This is a genomic window from Nonomuraea corallina (genome assembly GCF_027620315.1).
In the GTDB taxonomy this organism is placed as follows: domain Bacteria; phylum Actinomycetota; class Actinomycetes; order Streptosporangiales; family Streptosporangiaceae; genus Nonomuraea; species Nonomuraea corallina.
On the sequence record NZ_JAPNNL010000005.1, the window covers coordinates 61,878 to 80,908 of the forward strand.

Sequence of the window (19,031 nt, forward strand, 5' to 3'; positions counted from 1 at the left end):
GCCTGTCGGATCAGCGAGATCGCTTCGGCTCTCGGAACACGGCCTTCTCAAGGTCGGCGATCCGCTCGCCGAGATCCGCCAGAGCGCCGCGCATCTGGGCGAGCTGCTCCATGAGCTCCGAAGAGCCGGCCTGCTCGGAGCGGTCGGCCTCCTCGGCTCGGGCCGCGGCGTCCTCGCGGACGAAGACGCCCTTGCCCTGCTGGCCGACGATCAGCCCCTCGGTACGAAGCACGCTGATGGCCGCCTTGACCACGCTGGCGGACACGTCGTAGCGCTGGCCGAGCTGGGCGGTCGACGGCAGCGCGGCGCCGGGCGCGAGTGAGCCCGATCTGATCTGCGCGCGCAGGTCGTCGGCTATCTGGAGATAGCCGGGCCGACCGGTCTTTTCGACCATCCGCCGCCTTCCACGAGGTGCCTGTCTCTCCAGTTCAGCACAGGCGGCACGACATGCCAACCAAGTCTGCGTGGAAGCCCTTGACAACTTGGAATGCTAAGCGTTCTATGTATGCAGAGAGTTACTGATCCGCTACTCGAAGGAACCTGCCATGCGCACCGTCCCCATCCCTGTCGACACGAACAAGCTCACGATCACCTGCGTGAAGGCCCCGCGCCCGCGCGTCCTCAACCGCGACACCGGCGAGATCAAGACCGACAAGAACGGCAACACCGTCTACGAGGTCACCGTCTCCGTGGAAGACGAACTCGGCCGGATCGAACTCGTCAAGATCGGCATCACTGGCGAACCGCCCATCAAGGCCGGCGACCCCGTCAACGCGGTCGGACTGCTCGGCTACGTCTGGGAGATCGCCGGCCGCTGGGGCATCTCCTACCGCGCCACCGCCCTCCTCCCGCTGCGGGAGGCCGCCGATGTCTGACCAGCACTGGTGGGCGCTCGGAGTCCTGGCCGCGGTGGCGGCCGGGCTCTGGGCCTGGCGCCGCTGGCACTACCGCTCCTTCTGGCTCGTCGTCGGCTTCCCGATCGTGGCCATCACCGTGCGGGCGTCCTGGCGCAAGGTCGCGCTCGGGTGCGGCCTGACCAAGAAGCGGCAGCGCTTCTGGTTCACCACCGTCCCCGGCCTGGTCTCCTCGACCGGCGTCATCCGGGTCAAGCGCCGCTTCCAGCGGATCGCCGTCGACACCAAGCCGTTCATGTGGCTGCCGCTGCCGACCCGGCACGGCTGGCGGGTCACCCTGCACACCTTGGAAGGCCAGATCCCCGGCGACTACGCCGACGTCGCCGAACGGCTCGCGCACTCCTGGGGCGTGCACGCCGTGCGCGTCTCCTCCGACAAGCCCGGACGGGTCCGGCTGGCTGCGACCATGCGCGACCCGCTGGTCACCGTCGACCAGCTCCCGGCCTCTACCGAACTGCTCAAGGTCACCGTGGGCAGGTTGGAGACCGGCGGGCCGTGGGTCGTCGACTTCAAGACCGTCCCGCACTGGCTGAACGCCGGAGCCACGCAGTCCGGCAAGTCCAACCTCGCCAATGCCCTGATCGTCGGTCTGGCGCCACAGCCGGTGGCGCTGGTCGGCTTCGACCTCAAGGGCGGAGTCGAGTTCACCCCGTACGCGCCGCGCTTGTCGGCGCTGGCCACCTCACGGGCCGAGTGCGGTGGGCTGCTCGATGACCTGGTGGCGCTCATGACGGACCGGATGGGCGTGTGCCGGATGGCCGGCGCCCGCAACATCTGGCAACTCCCGCCCACCCTGCGGCCGGTCCCGGTCGTGGTCCTGGTCGACGAGCTGGCCGAGCTCTACCTGATGGCCGACAAGAGTGAGAAGGACGAGATCGCCAAGACCTCCACCGCGCTGCTGCGGGTGGCGCAGCTCGGGCGGGCGTTCGGCATCTACCTGTTCTGCTGCGGCCAACGGATCGGCTCCGACCTCGGGCCCGGCGTCACGGCGCTGCGGGCGCAGTGCTCGGGCCGGATCTGCCATCGGGTCAACGACCCGGAGACCGCGACCATGACGCTCGGCGATCTGGATCCCGCCGCGCTGGATTCCGCCCGCGCCATCGCCGCCGAGACGCCCGGCGTGGCCATCGTCGCCAGCCAGGACGGCCAGTGGTATCGCGCCCGCTCCTTCTACGTCAGCGAAGCCGCGGCCGAATACGCCGCCCACGCCTATGCCGGCCTCGCCCCGGCTTGGGCGGACGTGATGGCCGCGCAGCCTCACGAACTGCCCGACTCGCAGACCGCCTGACCAGAAGGGAGGAACCGTGATGTGCCGCTTGGCCGCCTGGCTGCTCGACACCGGCCCCGTCCTCGTCCTGGCCCTCATCGCTGGAGCGGGCTCGTTCACCCACATCCGCGACACCGCCACCGAGCACGGCCAGCACGGCTGGATGTCCTGGGCCGTGGCCGTCTGCATCGACCTCACGTGCGTCATGGCCGCCCGCGAACGCCAGCGCGACAAGAAGACCGGCCGCGTCCGGCGCGGTCCGGTCTCCTGGCCGGTGCTCGTCCTGGCCGGTGGCGTCGTCCTGTCGCTGGCGGCGAACCTGCAACAGGCCGACCCGACCGTGTGGGGATGGATCACCGCCGCCACTCCGGCCGCTGCGTTCCTCGTCGCCGTCTCCATGCTGGAGCGCCGCGCCGCCGCCCGTACGGAGCTGTCCCCGGACGTCTCGCAGACGTCCCCGTCCTGGACGGCGGCGTCCCCGCCCGTCCCTGAACGTCCGCAAGCCGTCCCGTATGAGGACCGTCCCGCGCTCGTCCCCGCCGCCGAGGACGGCCCAGACGACCGGCAGGACGGGCCGACGCCCGATCCGGCACTCGTCGACTACGCCCGCCGCGTCGCCGACGAACACCACACCGCGCACGGCAGGCCCATTACCCGCGACCAGCTCCGCGCCCGCCTGGGCGTGTCCCACCAGCTCGCCTCAGACCTGCTGCGCACCCTGCGCACCGCATGAACAGGAGATCACCGATGACCGACGACCGCACCGCGTTCATTCATGGCCTCATCCACCTGGCCGTCTTCCTCCAAGCCAACCCCGACGCGCCCGCACCCCGGAGGGCCGTCGTCCACTACTTCGCTCGGGACGCCGACGACGACCAGATGCGCGCGCAGATCGACGCCATCGCCGGCCTTCTCGGCAGCACGGCCGACCAGGACAGCGGCCACTACGTCACCTCGGTGTGCTTCGGCCCTGTGGAGTACCGAGCCGTGGCCATCCTGTCCGACGCCCGCGCCCGCCACGCCGCCCACGACAGCTACCGCGGCTGCATCACACCCGACACCCACTGAAGGAGAACCCATCGTGCGTATCCGCCTCGAAGGAAACCGCGCCGAGATCGCGCTCGGCATGTTCCACCTGCGCGAGGCCTTCGACGTCACCTCGATGTCGCGGGCCTACCCCGACCGCGCCCGGCCCCGCAGCTACCGCATGTACGTGACGATCAGCCCGCGCAAGAACCGGTGACCGCCATGACCGAACAGCCCTGGGCCGACTGGCCCGAGATCCTCGACGCCATCCCGATCGCCCGCTACCGCTGCGGCACCTGCGGCGGCACCGGCCTCAGCGAGAACGACACCTGCGCCGACTGCCACGGCACCGGCATCGACAACCACGGCGCTTAACCGCTGTAGCGCCCCCCGCCTGGCCACACATCCGCCAAGATCCGCGCCAGGCCGGGGGCCATCCCACACCAGCAACCTGGATAGGACGGTCCCATCTTGCCCTGCCTTGCCCACTCCCACGCCGTCGCCGGAATGATCGACCGGCTCAACCACCCCGACTACGACCGCTGGGCCTCCCAGATCCGCCGTACCGGAGGCTGCCGCCAACCCATCCACCTGCGCGGCAAGGTCGAACACTACGACCAGGCCACCGGCCAACTCCTGCACCGCTACACCACCCGCACCGAACCCGACGGCATCCTGCGCGTCCCGTGCAAGACCCGCCGCGCCTCCCGCTGCCCGGCCTGCGCCGAGATCTACCGCGCCGACACCTACCAACTCATCCGCGCCGGCCTCGTCGGCGGCAAGAGCGTGCCCGAGACGGTCAGCGCGCATCCGTGCCTGTTCGTCACCCTGACCGCCCCGTCCTTCGGAGCCGTGCACGTCCGACGGGAGAAGAACGGCAAGGTCCTGCCCTGCCACGCCCGCCGCGACGCACCCACCTGCCCGCACGGGCACGTCATGTCCTGCACCGCCCGGCACTCCGCCGACGATCCCCGGCTCGGGGAGCCGCTCTGCCCGGACTGCTACGACTACGACGGGTCAGTGCTGTTCAACGCCATCAGCCCTGAGCTGTGGCGGCGCTTCACCGAAGCCCTGCGCCGCCGCTTCGCCAAACTCTCCGGCCTGACGCTAAAGGCCCTGCGCGAGCAGGCGGTCATCTCCTTCGCCAAGGTCGCCGAGTACCAGCGGCGCGGCGTCGTCCACTTCCACGCCGTCGTACGTCTCGACGGCCCGGACGGCCCCACCTCACCGCCCCCGGCCTGGGCCACCGCTGAGGCCCTGGCCGACGCCGTCCAACACGCGGCGACGGCCGTAACCGCCGACGTCAAGCCGCTGGCCCGTACCTTCCGCTGGGGCGAACAGCTCGACGTCCGCCGCATCACCTTGGACGGTGAACTGACCGAGCAGGCCGTCGCGGCCTACATCGCCAAGTACGCCACCAAGGCCGCCGAATGCGTCGGCACCCTGGACCAGCGCATCCAACTCCTCGACGACCTCGACGCGCTCCCGATCCGGCCGCACGCCCGCCGACTGATCGACGCCTGCCTGCGCCTGGGCGCCCTCGACGACCTGGCCGACCTCCGGCTGATCCAGTGGGCGCACATGCTCGGCTTCCGCGGCCACTTCTCCACCAAGTCCCGCCGCTACTCCACCACCCTGAGCGAACTCCGCGCCGCCCGCGAGGAACACCGCAAGGCCGAAGCCATCACCACCGGACGCCTGCCCCTCTTCGAGGAAGACACCGTCCTCGTCATCGCCCACTGGGAGTACGCCGGACAGGGCCTCTCCCTCGGAGAGCAACTCCTTGCCGCAGCCCTCACAGGCTCCCGCCCTGCCACCTCAACGCCTTCGGAGGCCCTCGCATGAATGAGGTCGTGCTCACCGTCGATGAGGCCGCCCAGCGCCTCCGGGTCAGCCGGTGGACCCTCTACACCCTCATCCGCTCCAACCAGCTCCAGACCATCAAGATCGGTCGTCGCCGCCTCGTCCCCGTCGACGCCCTGGCCGACTGCATCAAGACCCTCGTGGAGGTGGCGCGATGACCAAGACCACGCTCGACACACCAGGGGAGGAGCCGAAGCGCCGGCCTGGCCGCCGCTCCCGCAAGCGCTCCAACGGTGAGGGGACGATCTACCAGCGCAAGGATGGCCGCTGGGAGGGGGCGGCCTTCGTCCTCACCACAGCGGGCACGTACAAGCGCGTCCGCGCGTATGGCCGCACCCACGAGGAAGCTCGCAAGAAGCTCACCAAGTTGATCGCGCAGGCTGATCAGGGTATCCCGGTCGCCTCGGAGAACTGGACGCTGGCCGAGTTCCTTACGTACTGGCTCAAGCACATCGTCAAGGAGGAGCGGCGGCCCAAGACTTACCAGGGCTATGAGGGCGTCGTCCGCCTCCACCTCATCCCCGGCCTGGGCAAGAAGCGTCTCGGCAAGCTCACCGCCCAAGACGTTCGGGTCTTCATCAACCGCATCCGGAAGGAATGCCAGTGCTGCAAGCACGGATGGGACGCCTCCCGTGAGCGGCCCACGTGCTGCGCCCTCAAGGCTCCGAAATGCTGCGGGTCGTTTCTGTCCACGCGGATGATCCAGTCCATCCACGCGGTTCTTCGGAACGCACTCGAACGGGCTGTACGTGAGGAGATCATTCCGCGGAACGTCTCGAAGCTCGTCACGGTCTCCGTGCCCTCGTACAAGGTGAACCGTGGTCTGACGACCGAGCAGGCCCGACGGGTGCTGAAGGTATCTCGCGAGGACCGGTTCCACGCGCTGTACGTCCTGGCGCTCTGCCTCGGTCTCCGGCGCGGGGAACTGCTCGGCCTTCGCTGGGAGGATGTCGACCTCGACGCGGGCACTTTGGAGGTAGTCCAGACTCTTCAGCGCGTCGGTGGCGAGCTCCGGTTCGTCCGTCCCAAGACGGAGAACTCCGAGCGCACGATCCCGCTGCCCGAGATCTGTGTCGATGCTCTCAAGGAGCACCGCAGGCGGCAGTTCGCCGAGCGGTCAGACGCCTGGCCCGATTGGGAGGATTATGGGCTTGTCTTCCCGTCTCGGCGCGGAACGCCGATGGAGCCCGACAATCTCCGCCGAAGCTGGGGAGCCGTCCGCGAGGCCGCCGGCCTCGGCGAGATACGCCTCCACGACATGCGGCACACCTGCGTGAGCCTCCTCCTGGACCTCGGCGTCCCGCCGCACATCGTCCGGGAGATAGTCGGCCACAGCGACATCGAGGTCACGATGACGATCTACGCGCATGCGTCTCTGGACGAGAAGCGCAAGGCTCTTGGGAAACTCGGAGAGGCTCTGACGTAAGGACGCCGAGGACGAGTAGAGGTGCCCATGGTGACTCTGGGCACCTCTACTTGTTGCAAGAGCAAGTCAATGCTGGCATCCGCGTGTAAGGGTTCCCTCAACTGGCTACATACCTAACTGTGATCAATTCACTACTCTTTGGAGCATGGGTATGGGACTTCGAGAATTGGCATTGACGCTCACCCTTCAAGGGGTCGGCGCAGCATCGCTTGGAGAACTCCGAGATGCATACATAGTGGATCATCCGGAGCTGCTTGGGCGGAAACGGAACAGTCGTCCACTCATGCAGAAGATCCAGGCTGCACTGCTGGAGGACGGCATTCTTATCTGGCCCAGCCAGCTGGGTAGCTTGGAGGCCAAGCGGATGGTCTACCTTGTGCGTACAGGCTCGGCCCTGGGGGAGGCTCTTGTCATCTTGGACAAGATGGAGCCCAACCAGATCCTTGCTGAAGTGATTCTTTCCAAGCTTCGGTTCGCGTACGACGCCGAGGAAGCTGTTACCAGCTGACGTTGCCGTCAGGGTTGCCGTCAGCAGACACAGAAACGCCCCGGAGCGATGATCGCTTCGGGGCATTCTTGCTGGTCAGATGAGGTGGTCAGGGGCGGGGTCGAACCGCCGACCTTCCGCTTTTCAGGCGGACGCTCGTACCAACTGAGCTACCTGACCTAGAGCGGTCCTGACGGGACTTGAACCCGCGACCTCCACCTTGACAGGGTGGCGAGCACTCCAAACTGCTCTACAGGACCTTGCTTCTTGCTTTGCGCTCGCTTAGCTTACCAGCTCCCCGGTGGTCTCAGACCATCCGTTTCGCGGTGCGCCAGGCGCTCGCTGTGCCCCCAACGGGATTCGAACCCGTGCCGCCGCCTTGAAAGGGCGGTGTCCTAGGCCGCTAGACGATGGGGGCTCAGGATTCCCTGTCGCCTTCCGTCGGAGACCTCTGAAGCATAGGGGACGATTGCCCCTCATGCCAAAGCGGCTTTCCGTTGGCCGGCGTGGTCGTGCCGCTGATCGATCCCGATGGCGTCGGGGCGCTCGTTGGCTCTGGGAGAATTGTACGACCCGGGTCGGGTTCCACGTGACGCTGGACGTACACCGACTGCTCGCCGAGGCCGCCGAGGGTGATGTCGTCCCAGGCCTGGAGGCGTTTGGTCTCTTTGTCGAAGTACAGGACGGATGCCTGGACGGGGGTGGGCGCCTCGTGTTCGAGGGCGCGCAGGCCGGCGCCGCCTGTGGAGCCCTGGACCATGACGCGGGTGCCGGTGGGCAGCATGGCGGTGGAGCGGGCGTGGGCGTGGCCGGTGAGCACGAGCGGAGTGGCGCCGGAGAAGCCACGGGCGACGATGTCGTCGTGCACGGCCACGAGGTCGGCCTGCTCGACCTTGGCCCGGTGGTCGCGGCCGTACTGCTCCATGGAGGCGGGGTCGGGCTGGACGACGGTGGTCTTGTCGGGGGTGAACCGGGGGTCGCCGAGGCCGTAGATGTCCAGGCCGGCGACGTTGCGCATCTTGTCGTCGAGGACGATGGCGTTCTTCTGGCCGGCGACCGCGCGCTGGGTGGTCTTGGAGTCGTGGTTGCCCCGTACGAACACGTACGGGACCCCTAGGGTGCCGATCTCCTCGACGAACTTGTTCTCCGCCTTCGTCCCGTGATCGGAGATGTCCCCGGTGTCGACGATCAGGTCGACGGCGAACTGGTCCTTCAGTGAGCGGATCACGGTCCAGGCGATCGGGTTGATGTGGATGTCGGAGACGTGCAGGACCCGGATGGACCGGTCGTCGGCGTCGTACACCGGGAGTGTCGAGACCGCGTCGTACAGCTTCGAGACGTTCGTCACCAGCTTGGTGAGCTGCGCGCGGTACGACTCGAACCTGGACACGATGGCCTCCGCGCTGCCCACCAGGGAGGGGGCGGCGGCGATCAGGCCGGAGTAGCGGGGTTCGACGAGCGAGCCCGGCTGGAACGTGCGAACCGCGAACATGCCCGTGCCCGCCAGCGCCACCGCGGCCGCCAGCAGGCCCGTCAGTGCCACGAGCGGGCGCCTGAAGACCAGCAGGACGGCGATCAGCGCGCCCGCGCCCGCGCACAGCAGCGAGCGGATCGCCAGTTCGCGCACGCCGTCCATCAGATCGCGCTCGATCATGGCCGGCAGCCGGTCAGTGAGCTTGGGGTCCTCCAGGAGGAGGCGGGCGCGTTCCTGGTCGATGTTCTCCAGGGTGATGCGCAGGGTGAGGGGCGCGTCGTGGCTGCGGAACGTGAGCGTGCCCAGCGGGCTGGCGTCCACGATCGTCTCGCCCGACCACGACGGCCGGACGGTCATACCGGTCTCGACCGGGCCGATCTGGGCGCGTACGGTGCCACTCAGGAAGATGCCCAGCCAGGCGCCGGCCGCGGCCACGAGGAGCACCGCCGCCGCCTTGACCACCCTGGAGCGGATGACCTTCTTCAATGCGTCGGAGAAGTTCATACGCTTTCTTGGATACCCGAGCCACGGGGCAGAATGACATGTGTGATCGAGGTTTCACCGGAGAGGTTCGACGAGCTCGTGTCCGAGGCGCTGGACACGATCCCGCCCGAGCTGACCGAGGTGATGAGCAACATCGTCGTCACCGTGGTGGACGATCCGCCCGAACCCCACCTGCTCGGCCTGTACACCGGCATTCCCCTCACCGAGCGCGGCGACTGGTACTCGGGCGTTCTGCCCGACCGGATCGAGATCTACCGCAATCCGATCTGTGAGATGTGCAGGACCGAGGACGAAGTGATCGAGGAAGTACGGATCACGGTCGTCCACGAAGTCGGTCACCACTTCGGCATCGACGACGCCCGCCTGCACGAGCTGGGCTGGTAACTCTTTGCATGCGAGGCGCTCCTTTGGGTTGCGCATTGCCGATTGATCGGGCACCTTAGGTGACATATTCAGCACTGTGAGTCAGGCACACCGGAGTCCAGTGAGGGCGATGCGGGCGCGGCGGCTGCCGGGGCGGCACAGGCGCTCCACCGAGCGCCAGGCCACCTACGGCGAGGTCATCGCCGTCAAGGAGTTCAGGGCGCTGTGGTACGCGCAAGGACTGTCCCTGCTCGGTGACCAACTGGCCCAGGTGGCGCTGGCCGTCCTGGTCTACGACCGCACCCGGTCGCCGCTGGCCACCGCCGCCGTCTACGCGCTCACCTATCTGCCGTCGATCCTCGGCGGGCCGCTGCTGGCGGGGCTGGCCGACCGGTTCGCGCGCCGGGGCGTGATGCTGGCCTGCGACCTGCTGCGCGCGGGGCTGGTGTGCGTGATGGCGCTGCCGTTCATCCCGTTCTGGACGCTGTGCGCGCTGGTGTTCCTCGTCGTGCTGCTCAGCGCGCCCTTCTCGGCCGCGCGCGCGGCTCTGCTGCCGGAGGTGCTCCAAGGGGACCGGTACGTGGTCGGCTCCGCGCTGCAGAACATGACGAACCAGGCCGTCCAGATGATCGGATTCGCCGCGGGCGGCGCCATGATCGCAGCGCTGGGCCCGTACCGCGCTCTCGCCCTGAACGCGGCGACCTTCCTGGCCTCGGCGCTGATCCTGGTCGCCGGGGTGCGGCGGCGGCCCGCCCCGCGCGACCCCGGGGACCAGCCGTCCATGTGGGCCATGACCAGAGCCGGAGCCAGGCTCGTCTTCGGCGACCGCGAGTTGCGGACGCTCGTGCTGTTCGCCTGGCTCTGCGGCTTCTACGTGCTGCCGGAGGGCATCGCCGTGCCGTACGCGGTCGCCCTCTACACCGGCGACCTGCCCGTTCCGGTGATCACCGGTCTGCTGATGGCGTCGATGCCGGCCGGCACCGTGGTGGGGGCGTTCCTGTTCAGCCGGTTCGTCTCGCCGACGGCCCGGCTGCGGTTGATGGGCTGGCTGGCCATGCTGAGCTGCGCGCCACTGATCGTGACCGCGCTGCGGCCGCCGCTGGAGATGGTGCTGGCGGCCTGGTTCCTGTCCGGTGTGGGAGGCGCCTACCAGCTCGCCGCGAACGCGGCGTTCGTCCAGCGGGTGCCCGCCGGGCAGCGCGGGCAGGCGTTCGGCCTGGTGCACTCGGGCCTGATGGCGGTGCAGGGCATCGCCATCCTGATCGGCGGTTACGCCGCGGAACGCCTCGGGCCCGAGCCGGTCGTCGCCCTGTCGGGCGTCGCCGGTCTCACCGTCGCCGCCGTGCTGGCCATGGTCTGGGCCGCCGCCCGGGGCCCCCGAGTGAGCGCGCAGGCCACCGCCTGATCACTGGCGCGGCTTGTGGTCGTCCTCGGTCCACGGGTTGCTGCCGGTGTTCTTCTCCTGCTGCTTGGCCAGCAGGTCCTGCACGATCGAGGTGTCCTTGCCCTCCTCCGGCAGGAGCAGCCAGCCGATGGCGTAGATGCCGATGCCGAGGCCGCCGAACAGCGTGACGATCGCAAGGCCGATGCGGATGATGTTCGGGTCGATGCCGACGAACTCGCCGACGCCCGAGCAGACGCCGCCGAGCATCCGGCCCTTGTGGGTCCGACGCAACTGCTTGCTGCTGTGATATTCGCTCATGCCTCAAGACTGCCCTCCGACCCGCCGTTCGCACATCGGGATTCCCCCTGGTAGAACCCTGGTAGCCCCCTAATGAGGAGAGGAGCGCGCCATGGACGACCTGTTGCGTCTGGACGATCGGCTCAACGGTGACCAGAGGCTGATCCGCGACACCGTGCGGTCCTTCGTCGCCGACCGCGTCCTGCCGCACGTCGGGGACTGGTTCGAGGAGGGCACGTTCCCGGCGCGCGAGCTCGCGCCCGAGCTCGGCTCGCTCGGTCTGCTCGGCATGCACCTGGAGGGCTACGGCTGCGCCGGAACGGACGCGACCTCGTACGGGGTGGCCTGCCGCGAGCTGGAGGCCGGCGACTCGGGGCTGCGGTCGTTCGTGTCGGTGCAGGGTTCGCTGGCCATGTTCCCCATCTGGCGGTACGGATCGGATGAGCAGAAAGAGGAGTGGCTGCCCCGGATGTCCGCCGGTGAGGCGATCGGGTGCTTCGGCCTGACCGAGCCCGACCACGGCTCCGACCCGTCGAGCATGCGCACGTACGCCAAGCGCGACGGCTCCGACTGGGTGCTCAACGGCTCCAAGATGTGGATCACGAACGGATCCGTCGCGGACGTCGCGGTGGTGTGGGCGCAGACGGACGACGGCGTCCGCGGCTTCGTCGTCCCCACCGACGCCCCGGGCTTCTCCGCCCCTGAGATCCACAAGAAGATGTCCCTGAGGGCGTCGATCACGTCGTCGCTCTATTTCGACGACGTGCGACTGCCTGAAACGGCCGTCCTGCCCGGAGTGCGCGGCCTGAAGGGACCGCTGTCCTGCCTCTCCGAGGCGCGCTTCGGCATCCTGTGGGGGACCGTGGGCGCGGCTCGCGCCTGCGTCGAGGCGGCCGTCGAGTACGCCCAGACCCGCGTCCAGTTCGGCAAGCCCATCGGCGCCTTCCAGCTGACCCAGGAGAAGCTGGCCTGGATGTACGTCGGACTGGCCCAGGCGGGGCTCACCGCGCTGCACCTGGGCGCCCTGAAGGACGCCGGCACCCTCGAACCCCGGCAGATCAGCTTCGGCAAGCTCGCCAACGTGCGCGCCGCCCTGGACATCGCCCGGCAGGCCCGATCCATCCTCGGCGGGAACGGGATCACGCTGGAGTACCCTGTGATCAGGCACATGAACAACCTGGAGAGTGTGCTCACGTACGAGGGAACACAGGAGATCCACACCCTGGTGCTGGGCGAGGCGCTGACGGGGCTGGCCGCATACCGGTAAGGGCGTCGCGTGGCGGGCGGTAACCTCGGTACGCTTGGCTGTTGCTGGGGGCGTTAGCTCAATTGGCAGAGCTGCGGACTTTTAATCCGTAGGTTCCGGGTTCGAGCCCCGGGCGCCCTACCCCACATGACCTGGGCGGACTCCCTGATCTTTGATCCGGAAGCCCGCCCGGTTGCATTTCCCGTTGCAGTTAACCCCAGAGAGCCCGGCCCATTCGGGCTGCCGCTTCGGTCGAGAGCGTCGCCGTGATGTGGGTGTAGCGCTTGGTCGTGGTCAGTTGTGAGTGCTCCAGGATCTCCTGAGCGACGCTGACGTCCACGCCCTGTTCGATGAGCAGCGTCGTCGCGGCCGTGTGCCTGGCGTCGTGGACGCGGGCGTCCTTGTCGACCTCGGCCCTCGTCTGCGAGGCGCGCCCCGCGAAGGCATCACGTGATCGTCCAGCTCGGTCTTCACAAACCGATCTTGGACGCCCTTCGCTGTGCTCGCAGACAATCAGCCGCGCGGGCCGACGACACCTGAGCCGTCAGCAACCGGTGGCGGGGTGCATCGAAGACGCCGGGCGGCAAGGGTCACGGATTCGCCCGGTGAATGCCCGGTGAAATGCCCGGTCGGTGACCTGGGCGGACGCCCTTCCACGGGTGAAGACTCAGCGATAACACCCTCAGTGGCACAAGAAAAGCGAGATGCCCGTGACGCTGCGGCACGGGTTCTCCCGCGGTTCGGAGCCGCTGATTCCTGTTACCGGGTTCGTGCGCGTGGCGGGCCCGCGACAACAAGAAGGGAAGTCACATGGAAATGACGTCGCACAACGAATTCGACCGGCGCGAAGGGCGCGGCCCCGTTCTCGTCGACATCGCGGACATCATCGTGTCGGAGGAGTCGGTCGCCGCTCTGCAGGACCGGCAGCTCTGGATGCGGCCGCAGCGGGACGTCGGTCACTGATCCGCAGGCCGGTGGGCGCGGGACTTCTCTGAGCACAGGACGGGTTCCCGCGCCCGCCGGGCTGGTCAGGTGGCTTGACGGGACCATTCACCGCACGATTCCGGAGGTCTGAGATTTGCTGGACGAAGGCACCTGGCGGAGACTCTGCGAGCGGGACGGGCCGCATTTCGCCGAACGCGTGCACACTCCCGGCCTGATCCGCGAACCGGACGTTCTCGCGGAGCTCGTTCTCGGCGCTCTCCGGGCCGCCACCACCAGAGTGGACGGCGACGACACGGATCTGCCCGCCATGAGAGCGTTCCGTGACACCTGCCTCGACTATGACGCCTCGGAGAAACTGGTATCGGGGGCGTTTTCCGGGCGGTCGGCGGTACATTCCTGGCTTTCCGCCCGCACCGGAAAGGACGACATCTGCCTGGCGATCAACGGCCTGGACTCCTGGGACGCCGAGCTCGCCGAGCTTCTCTACACCGGCTTCGTCCTCCCGCTCGAATCGGCGGGCGTTCCGCTGACGAGAGGGGTGGACTGGTACTGCTTCGTGGCCAGTTCCGGCACCACCCCGTTCGGCGTGCACACCGACCCGGAGCCCTCCTTCATCTTCCACCTCGGCCCGGCGGCGAAGACGGCGTGGACCTGGCCAGGGCTGAGCCTGCCGGCACTCGGCCAAGGGCGCCCGCACACGCTGGACGCGGAGCCTCTTCTGCCGTCGGCGGACAGCGTCCGCCTCGCGCCCGGTGACTTCCTGCTGATTCCCGCGGGGATGTACCACCTCTTCCGCAACGACGGTCCGTCGCTGTTCCTGGGGCTCACGGTGTATCCGGAAGATCCCGGGCAGACCGCCAGGGACGCGCTGTTCCACCAGCTGCGCCGCCGGAACGCCCAGCACCCGGAACAGGCCGACGGGGATCCGGTCGCCGACGCGATCGACGCCTTCCGGGACGCCCTCGGCGACGACGGCGTCGAGCGGGCCGTGCGGCGGCAGGCGATGCTCCGCCGGTCGTGCGGGTACGGCTCGCCGCCCCGGTTCCCCGGCAGAACCAGCGATCAAGGTCCACCCTATACAGTCACCCGCCTGCCGGTCGTGATCGCCGACCACAGCGTCTTCGCCCTGGGAAGAGAGCTCTCCGTCGATCTCGGTGAGCTGGCCCGCCTGCTGAAGCCCGGCGCCCTCGTCGGCGCCGACGAGCTGCGCGACGCGGCCACCACGCCAGAGCTGCGAGCCGCTGTGCGGGCCCTGGTCCGCGTGGGCGTCCTTCGGAGCGTTGGGACACAGTCATGACACTGTCGTGGGAGAACATCGTCGACGCGCTCGGCGGGGAGTCCGTCTGGCGCAAGTCGTTCGGGAACGAGCTTCTGGCCGGCCGGGTCCCGCAGGGATCGTGGCACGCGTCGCTCGGATGGGGCGTCATCGACCACATCATGAGGACGACCACGATCGAACCGCTGATGATCCGCTTGTCGTCCGAACCCATGGCTTATCCCGGCACCTACATCAGCACGCGGATCGACGGCGGCGACATCGTGCACCGCAACTGGCGTTACGGCGCCATGGTCGAGTACCTCCGCTCCGGCGCGACCCTCGTCGCCAACAGGGCCGACCGCATCCACGTGGGCCCTGCTCGCCTGCGGGAGGAGTTCGAGTACTTCGCCGACGACCCGGCCTGGGTGAACTGCTACGCCTGCTGGACGACGCAGTCAGCGTTCGGCCGCCACGCGGACGGCCACGCCACGGTGATCTTCCAGGCGGAGGGCAGCAAGCGCTGGCGGATCTGGGAGGGCTCCGGGCCCGGCGCGCGGCTGATCGAGAAGGCGGACATGCACGCCGGCGACGTGTGGCACATCCCCCGGGGATGGGACCACGAGGCCACCGGCATCGGGCCGAGCCTGCACTGGACCTTCGGCCTGCACGCGTCCACCCCCGAGGACTTCGCGCGGACCGCGCTGGACGCCTGGTCCCACCGGCCCAGGACCGAGGGGACGCCCGATGACGGCGGCGAGCTCGACTCCCTCATGACCGCCCTGGCCTCGGACGTGCACCGGGCGCGGGAGGTGCGTTCCGCGCAGTCGCTCGAAAGGCGCGAGGGCCTGTCGCTGCCGTGGTCGGTGGAGAGCGTCCCGTACACCGGTACCCGGCTCAGGTGGGCGGCCCGGTTCCCGCCGCTGGTCAAGGCCGGGGACGGCCTGATGGCGATCGAGAGCCTCGGCGTGCGGCTCAGGATCGACGGCCGTCTCGCACCCTGGATGACCGAGTGGTCGGCGGGGCGAACCACGCTGCGCGATGACACGGCGGGCATCGCCCTGACCGACGCGGAGATCGACCAGGCGCTTGACTCGCTGGTCCGCGCCGGGCTCCTCCTCGTCGAGCAGGCCAGGTGAGCCCCGCCATGACGAGCGCGGACCGGTCCGGGGCCCCGTGGGTCCTCAACCCGGCGTTCCGGATCCAGGGCGGCGACCTCGTCAACGAGGCCGAGGACACGCGGCTCACCCTGACCCCGCCCCTGCGGGAGCTGTGGGAGCTGGGGGAACGCCGTGACGGCGCGCCGGCGGTGCGGCTCACTGAGGAGGCGGACAAGGCCCTGCGCAGAATCCGCCTGATCGTGCCGCCGGACGCCTCGGCGGCGGCGGCCGGCGGGCTCGCGCGGACGGCCGGGACCCCGCTGTCCCTGCCCGCAGGCACCAGGGCCGCCGCGGCCGTATGGGGACTGATCGGAGCGCCGGTGGACCTGGGAGGCCCTCCCGGCCCCCGGCCCAAGGACGCCGTCCCCGTGATCCGCCAGGCCCTCGCGGGCAGGTTCCGGCTTCTGGCCCAGCCGGGCACCTGGTCGTGGACGCTGCGGGCCCGGCCGGCCGAGGGACTGCCCGGCCTCGTGGATCACGGCGACCTCGCGGTCCATCCGCAGACCGACACGGGGGCGGCGGCCCACGAGCGGCTGCGGGCCCTCGTCGGCACCGTCCTGGCGCAGGGCCACCGGCCTCTGGTGATCGGCGGGGACCACTCGATCGGCTACCCGGTGATCAGCGCGGTCGCGGGCAGGCATCCGGCGCTGCGCGTCGTCCACTTCGACGCGCACGCCGACCGCCGCCCGGCCGGGAACGCGGTCACCGCGGACTGCGGGAACTTCGTCAGCTGGGTGCTCTCCGAGCATCCCCATGTCGCATGGCTCACCATCGGCGTGCGCGGCGTCGACACGAACCTGGACCAGGCCACGAACGGGCGCGTCTCCTACCTGACGGCCGACGAGGCCCGCGCGCCGGAGGCGGCGGGCACGATCGCGCGGTTCTGCGCCGGCGCGCCCGTGCACCTCACGGTGGACATCGACGTGCTGGACCCGGCGTACGCTCCCGACGTCGTCTATCCCGCCGGCGGCGGTCTCGACCCCGCGACTCTGACGGCCCTGGTACGGGGCGTCGCCGCAGCGGGCCGCTTGGTCGCGAGCGACCTGGTGGAGGCGTGCCCCTCCCCGTCCGGTCGCCACCTGACGGCCGCCCATCTGGCCGATCTCGTGGAGACCGTCCAACTCGCGGAGGCGGGGCAGGTGGTGGGGCGGGGCTCACCGGTGAACAATTTCGCCGGAGAAGACGCATGACCGACGCTCCCGCCGTACCCGGCTCGCCCCTGTCGTCGCCGCTCTACAGGGTCTACCTGGCGGGGCAGGCGGTCTCACAGCTGGGGGACGGGGTCGTCTCGGTCACCTTCGCGTTCGCCGCCCTGGCCGTCGCGCCCGACGGGCGGGGCATCCCGATGGTGCTGCTGGCCCTGTGGCTGGCGAGGTTCCTCTTCATCGCGTACGGAGGCAGCCTGCCGGACCGGGTCGGGCGGTTGCCGGTCATGTTCGGCGCGGACGCCGTCCGCCTGGCCGCCCAGGTGTTCCCGGCGATCACCTTCGCCCTCGGGAATCCGGAGCTCTGGCACCTCGTCGTGTCCGCGGCCGTCCATGGCGCGGCGACGGCCTTCTTCACGCCGGGCGCCGTCGGGCTGCTCCCCGAGCTGGTCCGCCCCGCCCAGCTGCAGAAGGCCAACTCCTGGCTCGACGTCGCCGGGGACACCGGACGGCTGGCCGGGCCCGCGCTCGCGTCGCTGCTGGTGGTGGTGGGAGGCGTGCCGCTGGCGCTCTTCTTCGACGCCGCCACCTTCGTCGTCTCCCTCGTCTCGCTCGCCTGGCTGAGGCGGCTGATCCGGGCCCGGCCGCCGGAGCGCGGACCCGCCGAGGACGATGACGGCGGCGCGGGGGAGCGCGTACGGTTCCTCGACGCGATGCGTGTCATGCCCCGCCTGCCGCTGGTCCTGGGCGCGATCCTCGTCTGGGTTCCGGTGCAGGTCGGACTGGCCTCGGTGAGCGTGCTCGGTCCGATCACCGTGCAGGAAAGGTTCGGGAGCATCGAGCAGTGGGGCGTCATCGTGACGTTCCTGGCCGCGGGCGGGCTGTTGGGAGCGCTGGTGAGCGGGCACGTGCGCGTCGAGTGGCGCGGGGTGCTCACCGTCGCCCTGCTGGTCGTCTCGATGCCGGTGCAGCTCCTGGCTCTCGCGTACGGTCGGCATCTGGTCGTGGTCGCGGCCGCCCTGTTCCTGGCGGCTCTGGCGGCAGGGGTCGCCGGGGTCGTCTTCGACACCCTCGTGCAGCTCACGGTCCCCAAGCCGATGTTGTCGCGGGTCGGGTCGTTCGAGACGACCATGACCACGGCGATGGTGCCGCTGGGCTTCTCGATCGCGCTGCCGCTCGCGAACCTGGTGGGCCGGACGGCGTACCTGGCCGGGCTGGCGGTCGTCATCGTCGCCACGGCGGCGGCGGTGCTCGGCTGGGCGGTCCCGCGGTCGGGGCTGCGGGACCGCGCTCTTGTGGACGGCGCCGGTGACTCGGCGTGGCAGGGGGTGCCCTCGTCGACCTCCCCGGGATCCGGTCGCGAGGGTGGCCGAGAAGGTGAGGCGGAAGGCCATGTCCAAGGAGATCAGGAGGCGCGAGCGTGGCAGCTCATGACGGACGGACCGCCGAGGCCGTGACCCTTGTACAGGGGCGGCGGTTCGTGGTGGTCGACAACGCCCTGTCCCCGGACGCCCTGGCCGCCTGGCGGGAGGAGGAGCGGGCCGTGCAGCACCGGCCCACCTTCAGCTCGGTCGATCCGATGTTCGACGGAGTGGCGTTCTACGCCGACGCGTCGTACGCCTCCGCGAAAGCCGGCGAGGAGCACGCCGGGGAGGTGAGGTCAGCCGTCAGGAGGGGCCTCGACGCGCTCGGCGTGACGGCGGCGGACAACGACCGGTTCAAGTTCTGGCGGTACGGCCGGGGGTCCGGGCTGGACTGGCACGACGACGGGAGCGGCCGGGGAGCGGCGTACACGCTCTACCTGTCGGGCGAGTGGCGGGCGACGTGGGGCGGCGAGCTGGAGCTGTTCGACTGCCCGGTCGGCGAGGTGCCGTGTGCCGAGTTCGACGTCCCCAAGGACCTGATGAACGCTCCCGTGCCGGCCACGTCCATCGCGCCCCGGCCGAACCGGCTCGTGGTGATGGTGGCCGGCACGTTCCACCGGGTGAGGAAGGTGGAGGCGGCCGCGGGCGACAACCTTCGGCGCTCCATCACCGGCTTCCTGACTCCTTGACGCGCCCCCGCACAGATGCAGCCCTACGGTCGCCGTTGCATGGCCGGTCTTCGTAAGTGGTCGAGGGTGATCGACGAGCCAGGGTTCGTTCCTCACCCTGGCTCACCGGAACGTGGCTGATCGCCGTTTGCCCGGTCGGTGCTCATGTGATGATGATCACATGAGCCGAACGACCGCGGTTGAGGGATCTGCGTTACGCAGAGCGGCGTACCTGGCCGCGAC

At 69.5% G+C, this 19,031-nt stretch carries 23 protein-coding genes and 4 tRNA genes; 20 read left to right on the top strand and 7 right to left on the bottom strand.

All coding sequences use genetic code 11. From position 1 onward, the window contains the following. Positions 1 to 10 precede the first annotated feature (10 nt). Positions 11 to 394 carry a winged helix-turn-helix domain-containing protein gene (locus OUY22_RS02485; protein ID WP_148036126.1) on the bottom strand — a complete coding sequence of 128 codons (384 nt, stop codon included), beginning with the start codon at positions 392 to 394 and terminating at the stop codon, positions 11 to 13. 151 nt (positions 395 to 545) lie between these two features. Between OUY22_RS02485 and OUY22_RS02490 the strand changes: the two genes are divergently transcribed. The 10 genes from OUY22_RS02490 to OUY22_RS02535 all read left to right on the top strand — a co-directional run bounded on the left by OUY22_RS02490 (position 546) and on the right by OUY22_RS02535 (position 7,004). Beyond that, positions 546 to 875, top strand: coding sequence for an SCO3933 family regulatory protein (locus OUY22_RS02490; protein ID WP_270153044.1), 330 nt, complete (start codon positions 546 to 548; stop codon positions 873 to 875). Next, positions 868 to 2,202, top strand: coding sequence for an FtsK/SpoIIIE domain-containing protein (locus OUY22_RS02495; RefSeq protein WP_270153045.1), 1,335 nt, complete (start codon positions 868 to 870; stop codon positions 2,200 to 2,202). The genes OUY22_RS02490 and OUY22_RS02495 overlap by 8 nt, the downstream gene beginning before the upstream one ends. A gap of 19 nt (positions 2,203 to 2,221) precedes the next feature. Then, complete coding sequence (locus OUY22_RS02500) at positions 2,222 to 2,914, top strand: DUF2637 domain-containing protein (protein ID WP_270153078.1); 693 nt, start codon at positions 2,222 to 2,224, stop codon at positions 2,912 to 2,914. Positions 2,915 to 2,928: 14 nt separating this feature from the next. Then, on the top strand, positions 2,929 to 3,249 hold the full coding sequence (locus OUY22_RS02505; RefSeq protein ID WP_270153046.1) for a hypothetical protein: 321 nt from the start codon (positions 2,929 to 2,931) through the stop codon (positions 3,247 to 3,249). A gap of 13 nt (positions 3,250 to 3,262) precedes the next feature. Further along, on the top strand, positions 3,263 to 3,424 hold the full coding sequence (locus tag OUY22_RS02510) for a hypothetical protein (protein ID WP_270153047.1): 162 nt from the start codon (positions 3,263 to 3,265) through the stop codon (positions 3,422 to 3,424). A gap of 5 nt (positions 3,425 to 3,429) precedes the next feature. Next, positions 3,430 to 3,582 carry a hypothetical protein gene (locus OUY22_RS02515; RefSeq protein WP_270153048.1) on the top strand — a complete coding sequence of 51 codons (153 nt, stop codon included), beginning with the start codon at positions 3,430 to 3,432 and terminating at the stop codon, positions 3,580 to 3,582. A 132-nt stretch (positions 3,583 to 3,714) separates the two neighbouring features. After that, complete coding sequence (locus tag OUY22_RS02520) at positions 3,715 to 5,052, top strand: replication initiator (RefSeq protein WP_270153079.1); 1,338 nt, start codon at positions 3,715 to 3,717, stop codon at positions 5,050 to 5,052. Beyond that, positions 5,049 to 5,228, top strand: coding sequence for a helix-turn-helix domain-containing protein (locus tag OUY22_RS02525; RefSeq protein ID WP_270153049.1), 180 nt, complete (start codon positions 5,049 to 5,051; stop codon positions 5,226 to 5,228). Before OUY22_RS02520 ends, OUY22_RS02525 begins: the two co-directional genes overlap by 4 nt. Further along, a complete protein-coding gene (locus tag OUY22_RS02530) occupies positions 5,225 to 6,496 on the top strand; it encodes a tyrosine-type recombinase/integrase (protein WP_270153050.1) in 1,272 nt (423 codons plus the stop codon). The genes OUY22_RS02525 and OUY22_RS02530 overlap by 4 nt, the downstream gene beginning before the upstream one ends. Positions 6,497 to 6,641: 145 nt before the next feature. Beyond that, the gene (locus tag OUY22_RS02535) at positions 6,642 to 7,004 is read left to right on the top strand and encodes a hypothetical protein (RefSeq protein ID WP_270153051.1); all 363 of its coding nucleotides are present in this window, start codon (positions 6,642 to 6,644) and stop codon (positions 7,002 to 7,004) included. 85 nt (positions 7,005 to 7,089) lie between these two features. Here OUY22_RS02535 and OUY22_RS02540 read toward each other — a convergent pair. The 4 genes from OUY22_RS02540 to OUY22_RS02555 form a co-directional block, all read right to left on the bottom strand. Continuing rightward, positions 7,090 to 7,163: transfer RNA gene (locus tag OUY22_RS02540), tRNA-Phe, on the bottom strand. 5 nt (positions 7,164 to 7,168) lie between these two features. After that, a tRNA-Asp gene (locus OUY22_RS02545) sits at positions 7,169 to 7,243 on the bottom strand. Positions 7,244 to 7,328: 85 nt separating this feature from the next. Further along, positions 7,329 to 7,401, bottom strand: a tRNA-Glu gene (locus tag OUY22_RS02550). After that, complete coding sequence (locus OUY22_RS02555; RefSeq protein WP_270153052.1) at positions 7,402 to 8,961, bottom strand: metallophosphoesterase family protein; 1,560 nt, start codon at positions 8,959 to 8,961, stop codon at positions 7,402 to 7,404. A gap of 33 nt (positions 8,962 to 8,994) precedes the next feature. Between OUY22_RS02555 and OUY22_RS02560 the strand changes: the two genes are divergently transcribed. Then, entirely contained in the window at positions 8,995 to 9,345 is a 351-nt protein-coding gene (locus tag OUY22_RS02560; protein WP_408638100.1) for a metallopeptidase family protein, read from the top strand. A 109-nt stretch (positions 9,346 to 9,454) separates the two neighbouring features. Then, positions 9,455 to 10,729: an MFS transporter gene (locus tag OUY22_RS02565; RefSeq protein ID WP_270153054.1), complete on the top strand. Its 1,275-nt coding sequence runs from the start codon at positions 9,455 to 9,457 to the stop codon at positions 10,727 to 10,729. Here OUY22_RS02565 and OUY22_RS02570 read toward each other — a convergent pair whose 3' ends face one another. After that, a complete protein-coding gene (locus tag OUY22_RS02570) occupies positions 10,730 to 11,026 on the bottom strand; it encodes a PspC domain-containing protein (protein ID WP_270153055.1) in 297 nt (98 codons plus the stop codon). It lies immediately after the preceding gene. 91 nt (positions 11,027 to 11,117) lie between these two features. Between OUY22_RS02570 and OUY22_RS02575 the strand changes: the two genes are divergently transcribed. Beyond that, on the top strand, positions 11,118 to 12,272 hold the full coding sequence (locus OUY22_RS02575) for an acyl-CoA dehydrogenase family protein (protein ID WP_270153056.1): 1,155 nt from the start codon (positions 11,118 to 11,120) through the stop codon (positions 12,270 to 12,272). Between the two features lie 47 nt (positions 12,273 to 12,319). Further along, positions 12,320 to 12,392: transfer RNA gene (locus OUY22_RS02580), tRNA-Lys, on the top strand. A gap of 70 nt (positions 12,393 to 12,462) precedes the next feature. Here OUY22_RS02580 and OUY22_RS36850 read toward each other — a convergent pair. After that, the gene (locus OUY22_RS36850) at positions 12,463 to 12,768 is read right to left on the bottom strand and encodes a tyrosine-type recombinase/integrase (RefSeq protein ID WP_408638101.1); all 306 of its coding nucleotides are present in this window, start codon (positions 12,766 to 12,768) and stop codon (positions 12,463 to 12,465) included. Between the two features lie 293 nt (positions 12,769 to 13,061). On the opposite strand from OUY22_RS36850, the gene OUY22_RS02585 reads away from it, so the two are divergent. The 6 genes from OUY22_RS02585 to OUY22_RS02610 all read left to right on the top strand — a co-directional run bounded on the left by OUY22_RS02585 (position 13,062) and on the right by OUY22_RS02610 (position 18,809). Further along, entirely contained in the window at positions 13,062 to 13,214 is a 153-nt protein-coding gene (locus tag OUY22_RS02585; RefSeq protein ID WP_270153057.1) for a hypothetical protein, read from the top strand. Positions 13,215 to 13,329: 115 nt separating this feature from the next. Further along, positions 13,330 to 14,493: a hypothetical protein gene (locus tag OUY22_RS02590; protein WP_270153058.1), complete on the top strand. Its 1,164-nt coding sequence runs from the start codon at positions 13,330 to 13,332 to the stop codon at positions 14,491 to 14,493. Next, positions 14,490 to 15,590, top strand: a complete 1,101-nt coding sequence (locus OUY22_RS02595; protein WP_270153059.1) for a JmjC domain-containing protein — start codon at positions 14,490 to 14,492, stop codon at positions 15,588 to 15,590. The genes OUY22_RS02590 and OUY22_RS02595 overlap by 4 nt, the downstream gene beginning before the upstream one ends. A gap of 8 nt (positions 15,591 to 15,598) precedes the next feature. Continuing rightward, entirely contained in the window at positions 15,599 to 16,801 is a 1,203-nt protein-coding gene (locus OUY22_RS02600; protein ID WP_270153060.1) for an arginase family protein, read from the top strand. After that, the gene (locus OUY22_RS02605; RefSeq protein WP_270153061.1) at positions 16,798 to 18,213 is read left to right on the top strand and encodes an MFS transporter; all 1,416 of its coding nucleotides are present in this window, start codon (positions 16,798 to 16,800) and stop codon (positions 18,211 to 18,213) included. Before OUY22_RS02600 ends, OUY22_RS02605 begins: the two co-directional genes overlap by 4 nt. Next, positions 18,210 to 18,809: a 2OG-Fe(II) oxygenase gene (locus OUY22_RS02610; RefSeq protein ID WP_270153062.1), complete on the top strand. Its 600-nt coding sequence runs from the start codon at positions 18,210 to 18,212 to the stop codon at positions 18,807 to 18,809. The genes OUY22_RS02605 and OUY22_RS02610 overlap by 4 nt, the downstream gene beginning before the upstream one ends. Positions 18,810 to 19,031 lie beyond the last annotated feature (222 nt).

Bases quoted from the DNA above. Each gene is read 5' to 3' on its own strand.
- OUY22_RS02495 (WP_270153045.1), top strand. From the start codon at position 868: ATGTCTGACCAGCACTGGTGGGCGCTCGGAGTCCTGGCCGCGGTGGCG.
- OUY22_RS02575 (WP_270153056.1), top strand. From the start codon at position 11,118: ATGGACGACCTGTTGCGTCTGGACGATCGGCTCAACGGTGACCAGAGG.
- OUY22_RS02485 (WP_148036126.1), bottom strand. From the start codon at position 394: ATGGTCGAAAAGACCGGTCGGCCCGGCTATCTCCAGATAGCCGACGAC.
- OUY22_RS02490 (WP_270153044.1), top strand. From the start codon at position 546: ATGCGCACCGTCCCCATCCCTGTCGACACGAACAAGCTCACGATCACC.
- OUY22_RS02595 (WP_270153059.1), top strand. From the start codon at position 14,490: ATGACACTGTCGTGGGAGAACATCGTCGACGCGCTCGGCGGGGAGTCC.
- OUY22_RS02505 (WP_270153046.1), top strand. From the start codon at position 2,929: ATGACCGACGACCGCACCGCGTTCATTCATGGCCTCATCCACCTGGCC.
- OUY22_RS02585 (WP_270153057.1), top strand. From the start codon at position 13,062: ATGGAAATGACGTCGCACAACGAATTCGACCGGCGCGAAGGGCGCGGC.
- OUY22_RS02525 (WP_270153049.1), top strand. From the start codon at position 5,049: ATGAATGAGGTCGTGCTCACCGTCGATGAGGCCGCCCAGCGCCTCCGG.
- OUY22_RS02565 (WP_270153054.1), top strand. From the start codon at position 9,455: ATGCGGGCGCGGCGGCTGCCGGGGCGGCACAGGCGCTCCACCGAGCGC.
- OUY22_RS02555 (WP_270153052.1), bottom strand. From the start codon at position 8,961: ATGAACTTCTCCGACGCATTGAAGAAGGTCATCCGCTCCAGGGTGGTC.
- OUY22_RS02500 (WP_270153078.1), top strand. From the start codon at position 2,222: ATGTGCCGCTTGGCCGCCTGGCTGCTCGACACCGGCCCCGTCCTCGTC.
- OUY22_RS02520 (WP_270153079.1), top strand. From the start codon at position 3,715: ATGATCGACCGGCTCAACCACCCCGACTACGACCGCTGGGCCTCCCAG.
- OUY22_RS02530 (WP_270153050.1), top strand. From the start codon at position 5,225: ATGACCAAGACCACGCTCGACACACCAGGGGAGGAGCCGAAGCGCCGG.
- OUY22_RS02600 (WP_270153060.1), top strand. From the start codon at position 15,599: ATGACGAGCGCGGACCGGTCCGGGGCCCCGTGGGTCCTCAACCCGGCG.
- OUY22_RS02515 (WP_270153048.1), top strand. From the start codon at position 3,430: ATGACCGAACAGCCCTGGGCCGACTGGCCCGAGATCCTCGACGCCATC.
- OUY22_RS02560 (WP_408638100.1), top strand. From the start codon at position 8,995: ATGACATGTGTGATCGAGGTTTCACCGGAGAGGTTCGACGAGCTCGTG.
- OUY22_RS02605 (WP_270153061.1), top strand. From the start codon at position 16,798: ATGACCGACGCTCCCGCCGTACCCGGCTCGCCCCTGTCGTCGCCGCTC.
- OUY22_RS02570 (WP_270153055.1), bottom strand. From the start codon at position 11,026: ATGAGCGAATATCACAGCAGCAAGCAGTTGCGTCGGACCCACAAGGGC.
- OUY22_RS02535 (WP_270153051.1), top strand. From the start codon at position 6,642: ATGGGTATGGGACTTCGAGAATTGGCATTGACGCTCACCCTTCAAGGG.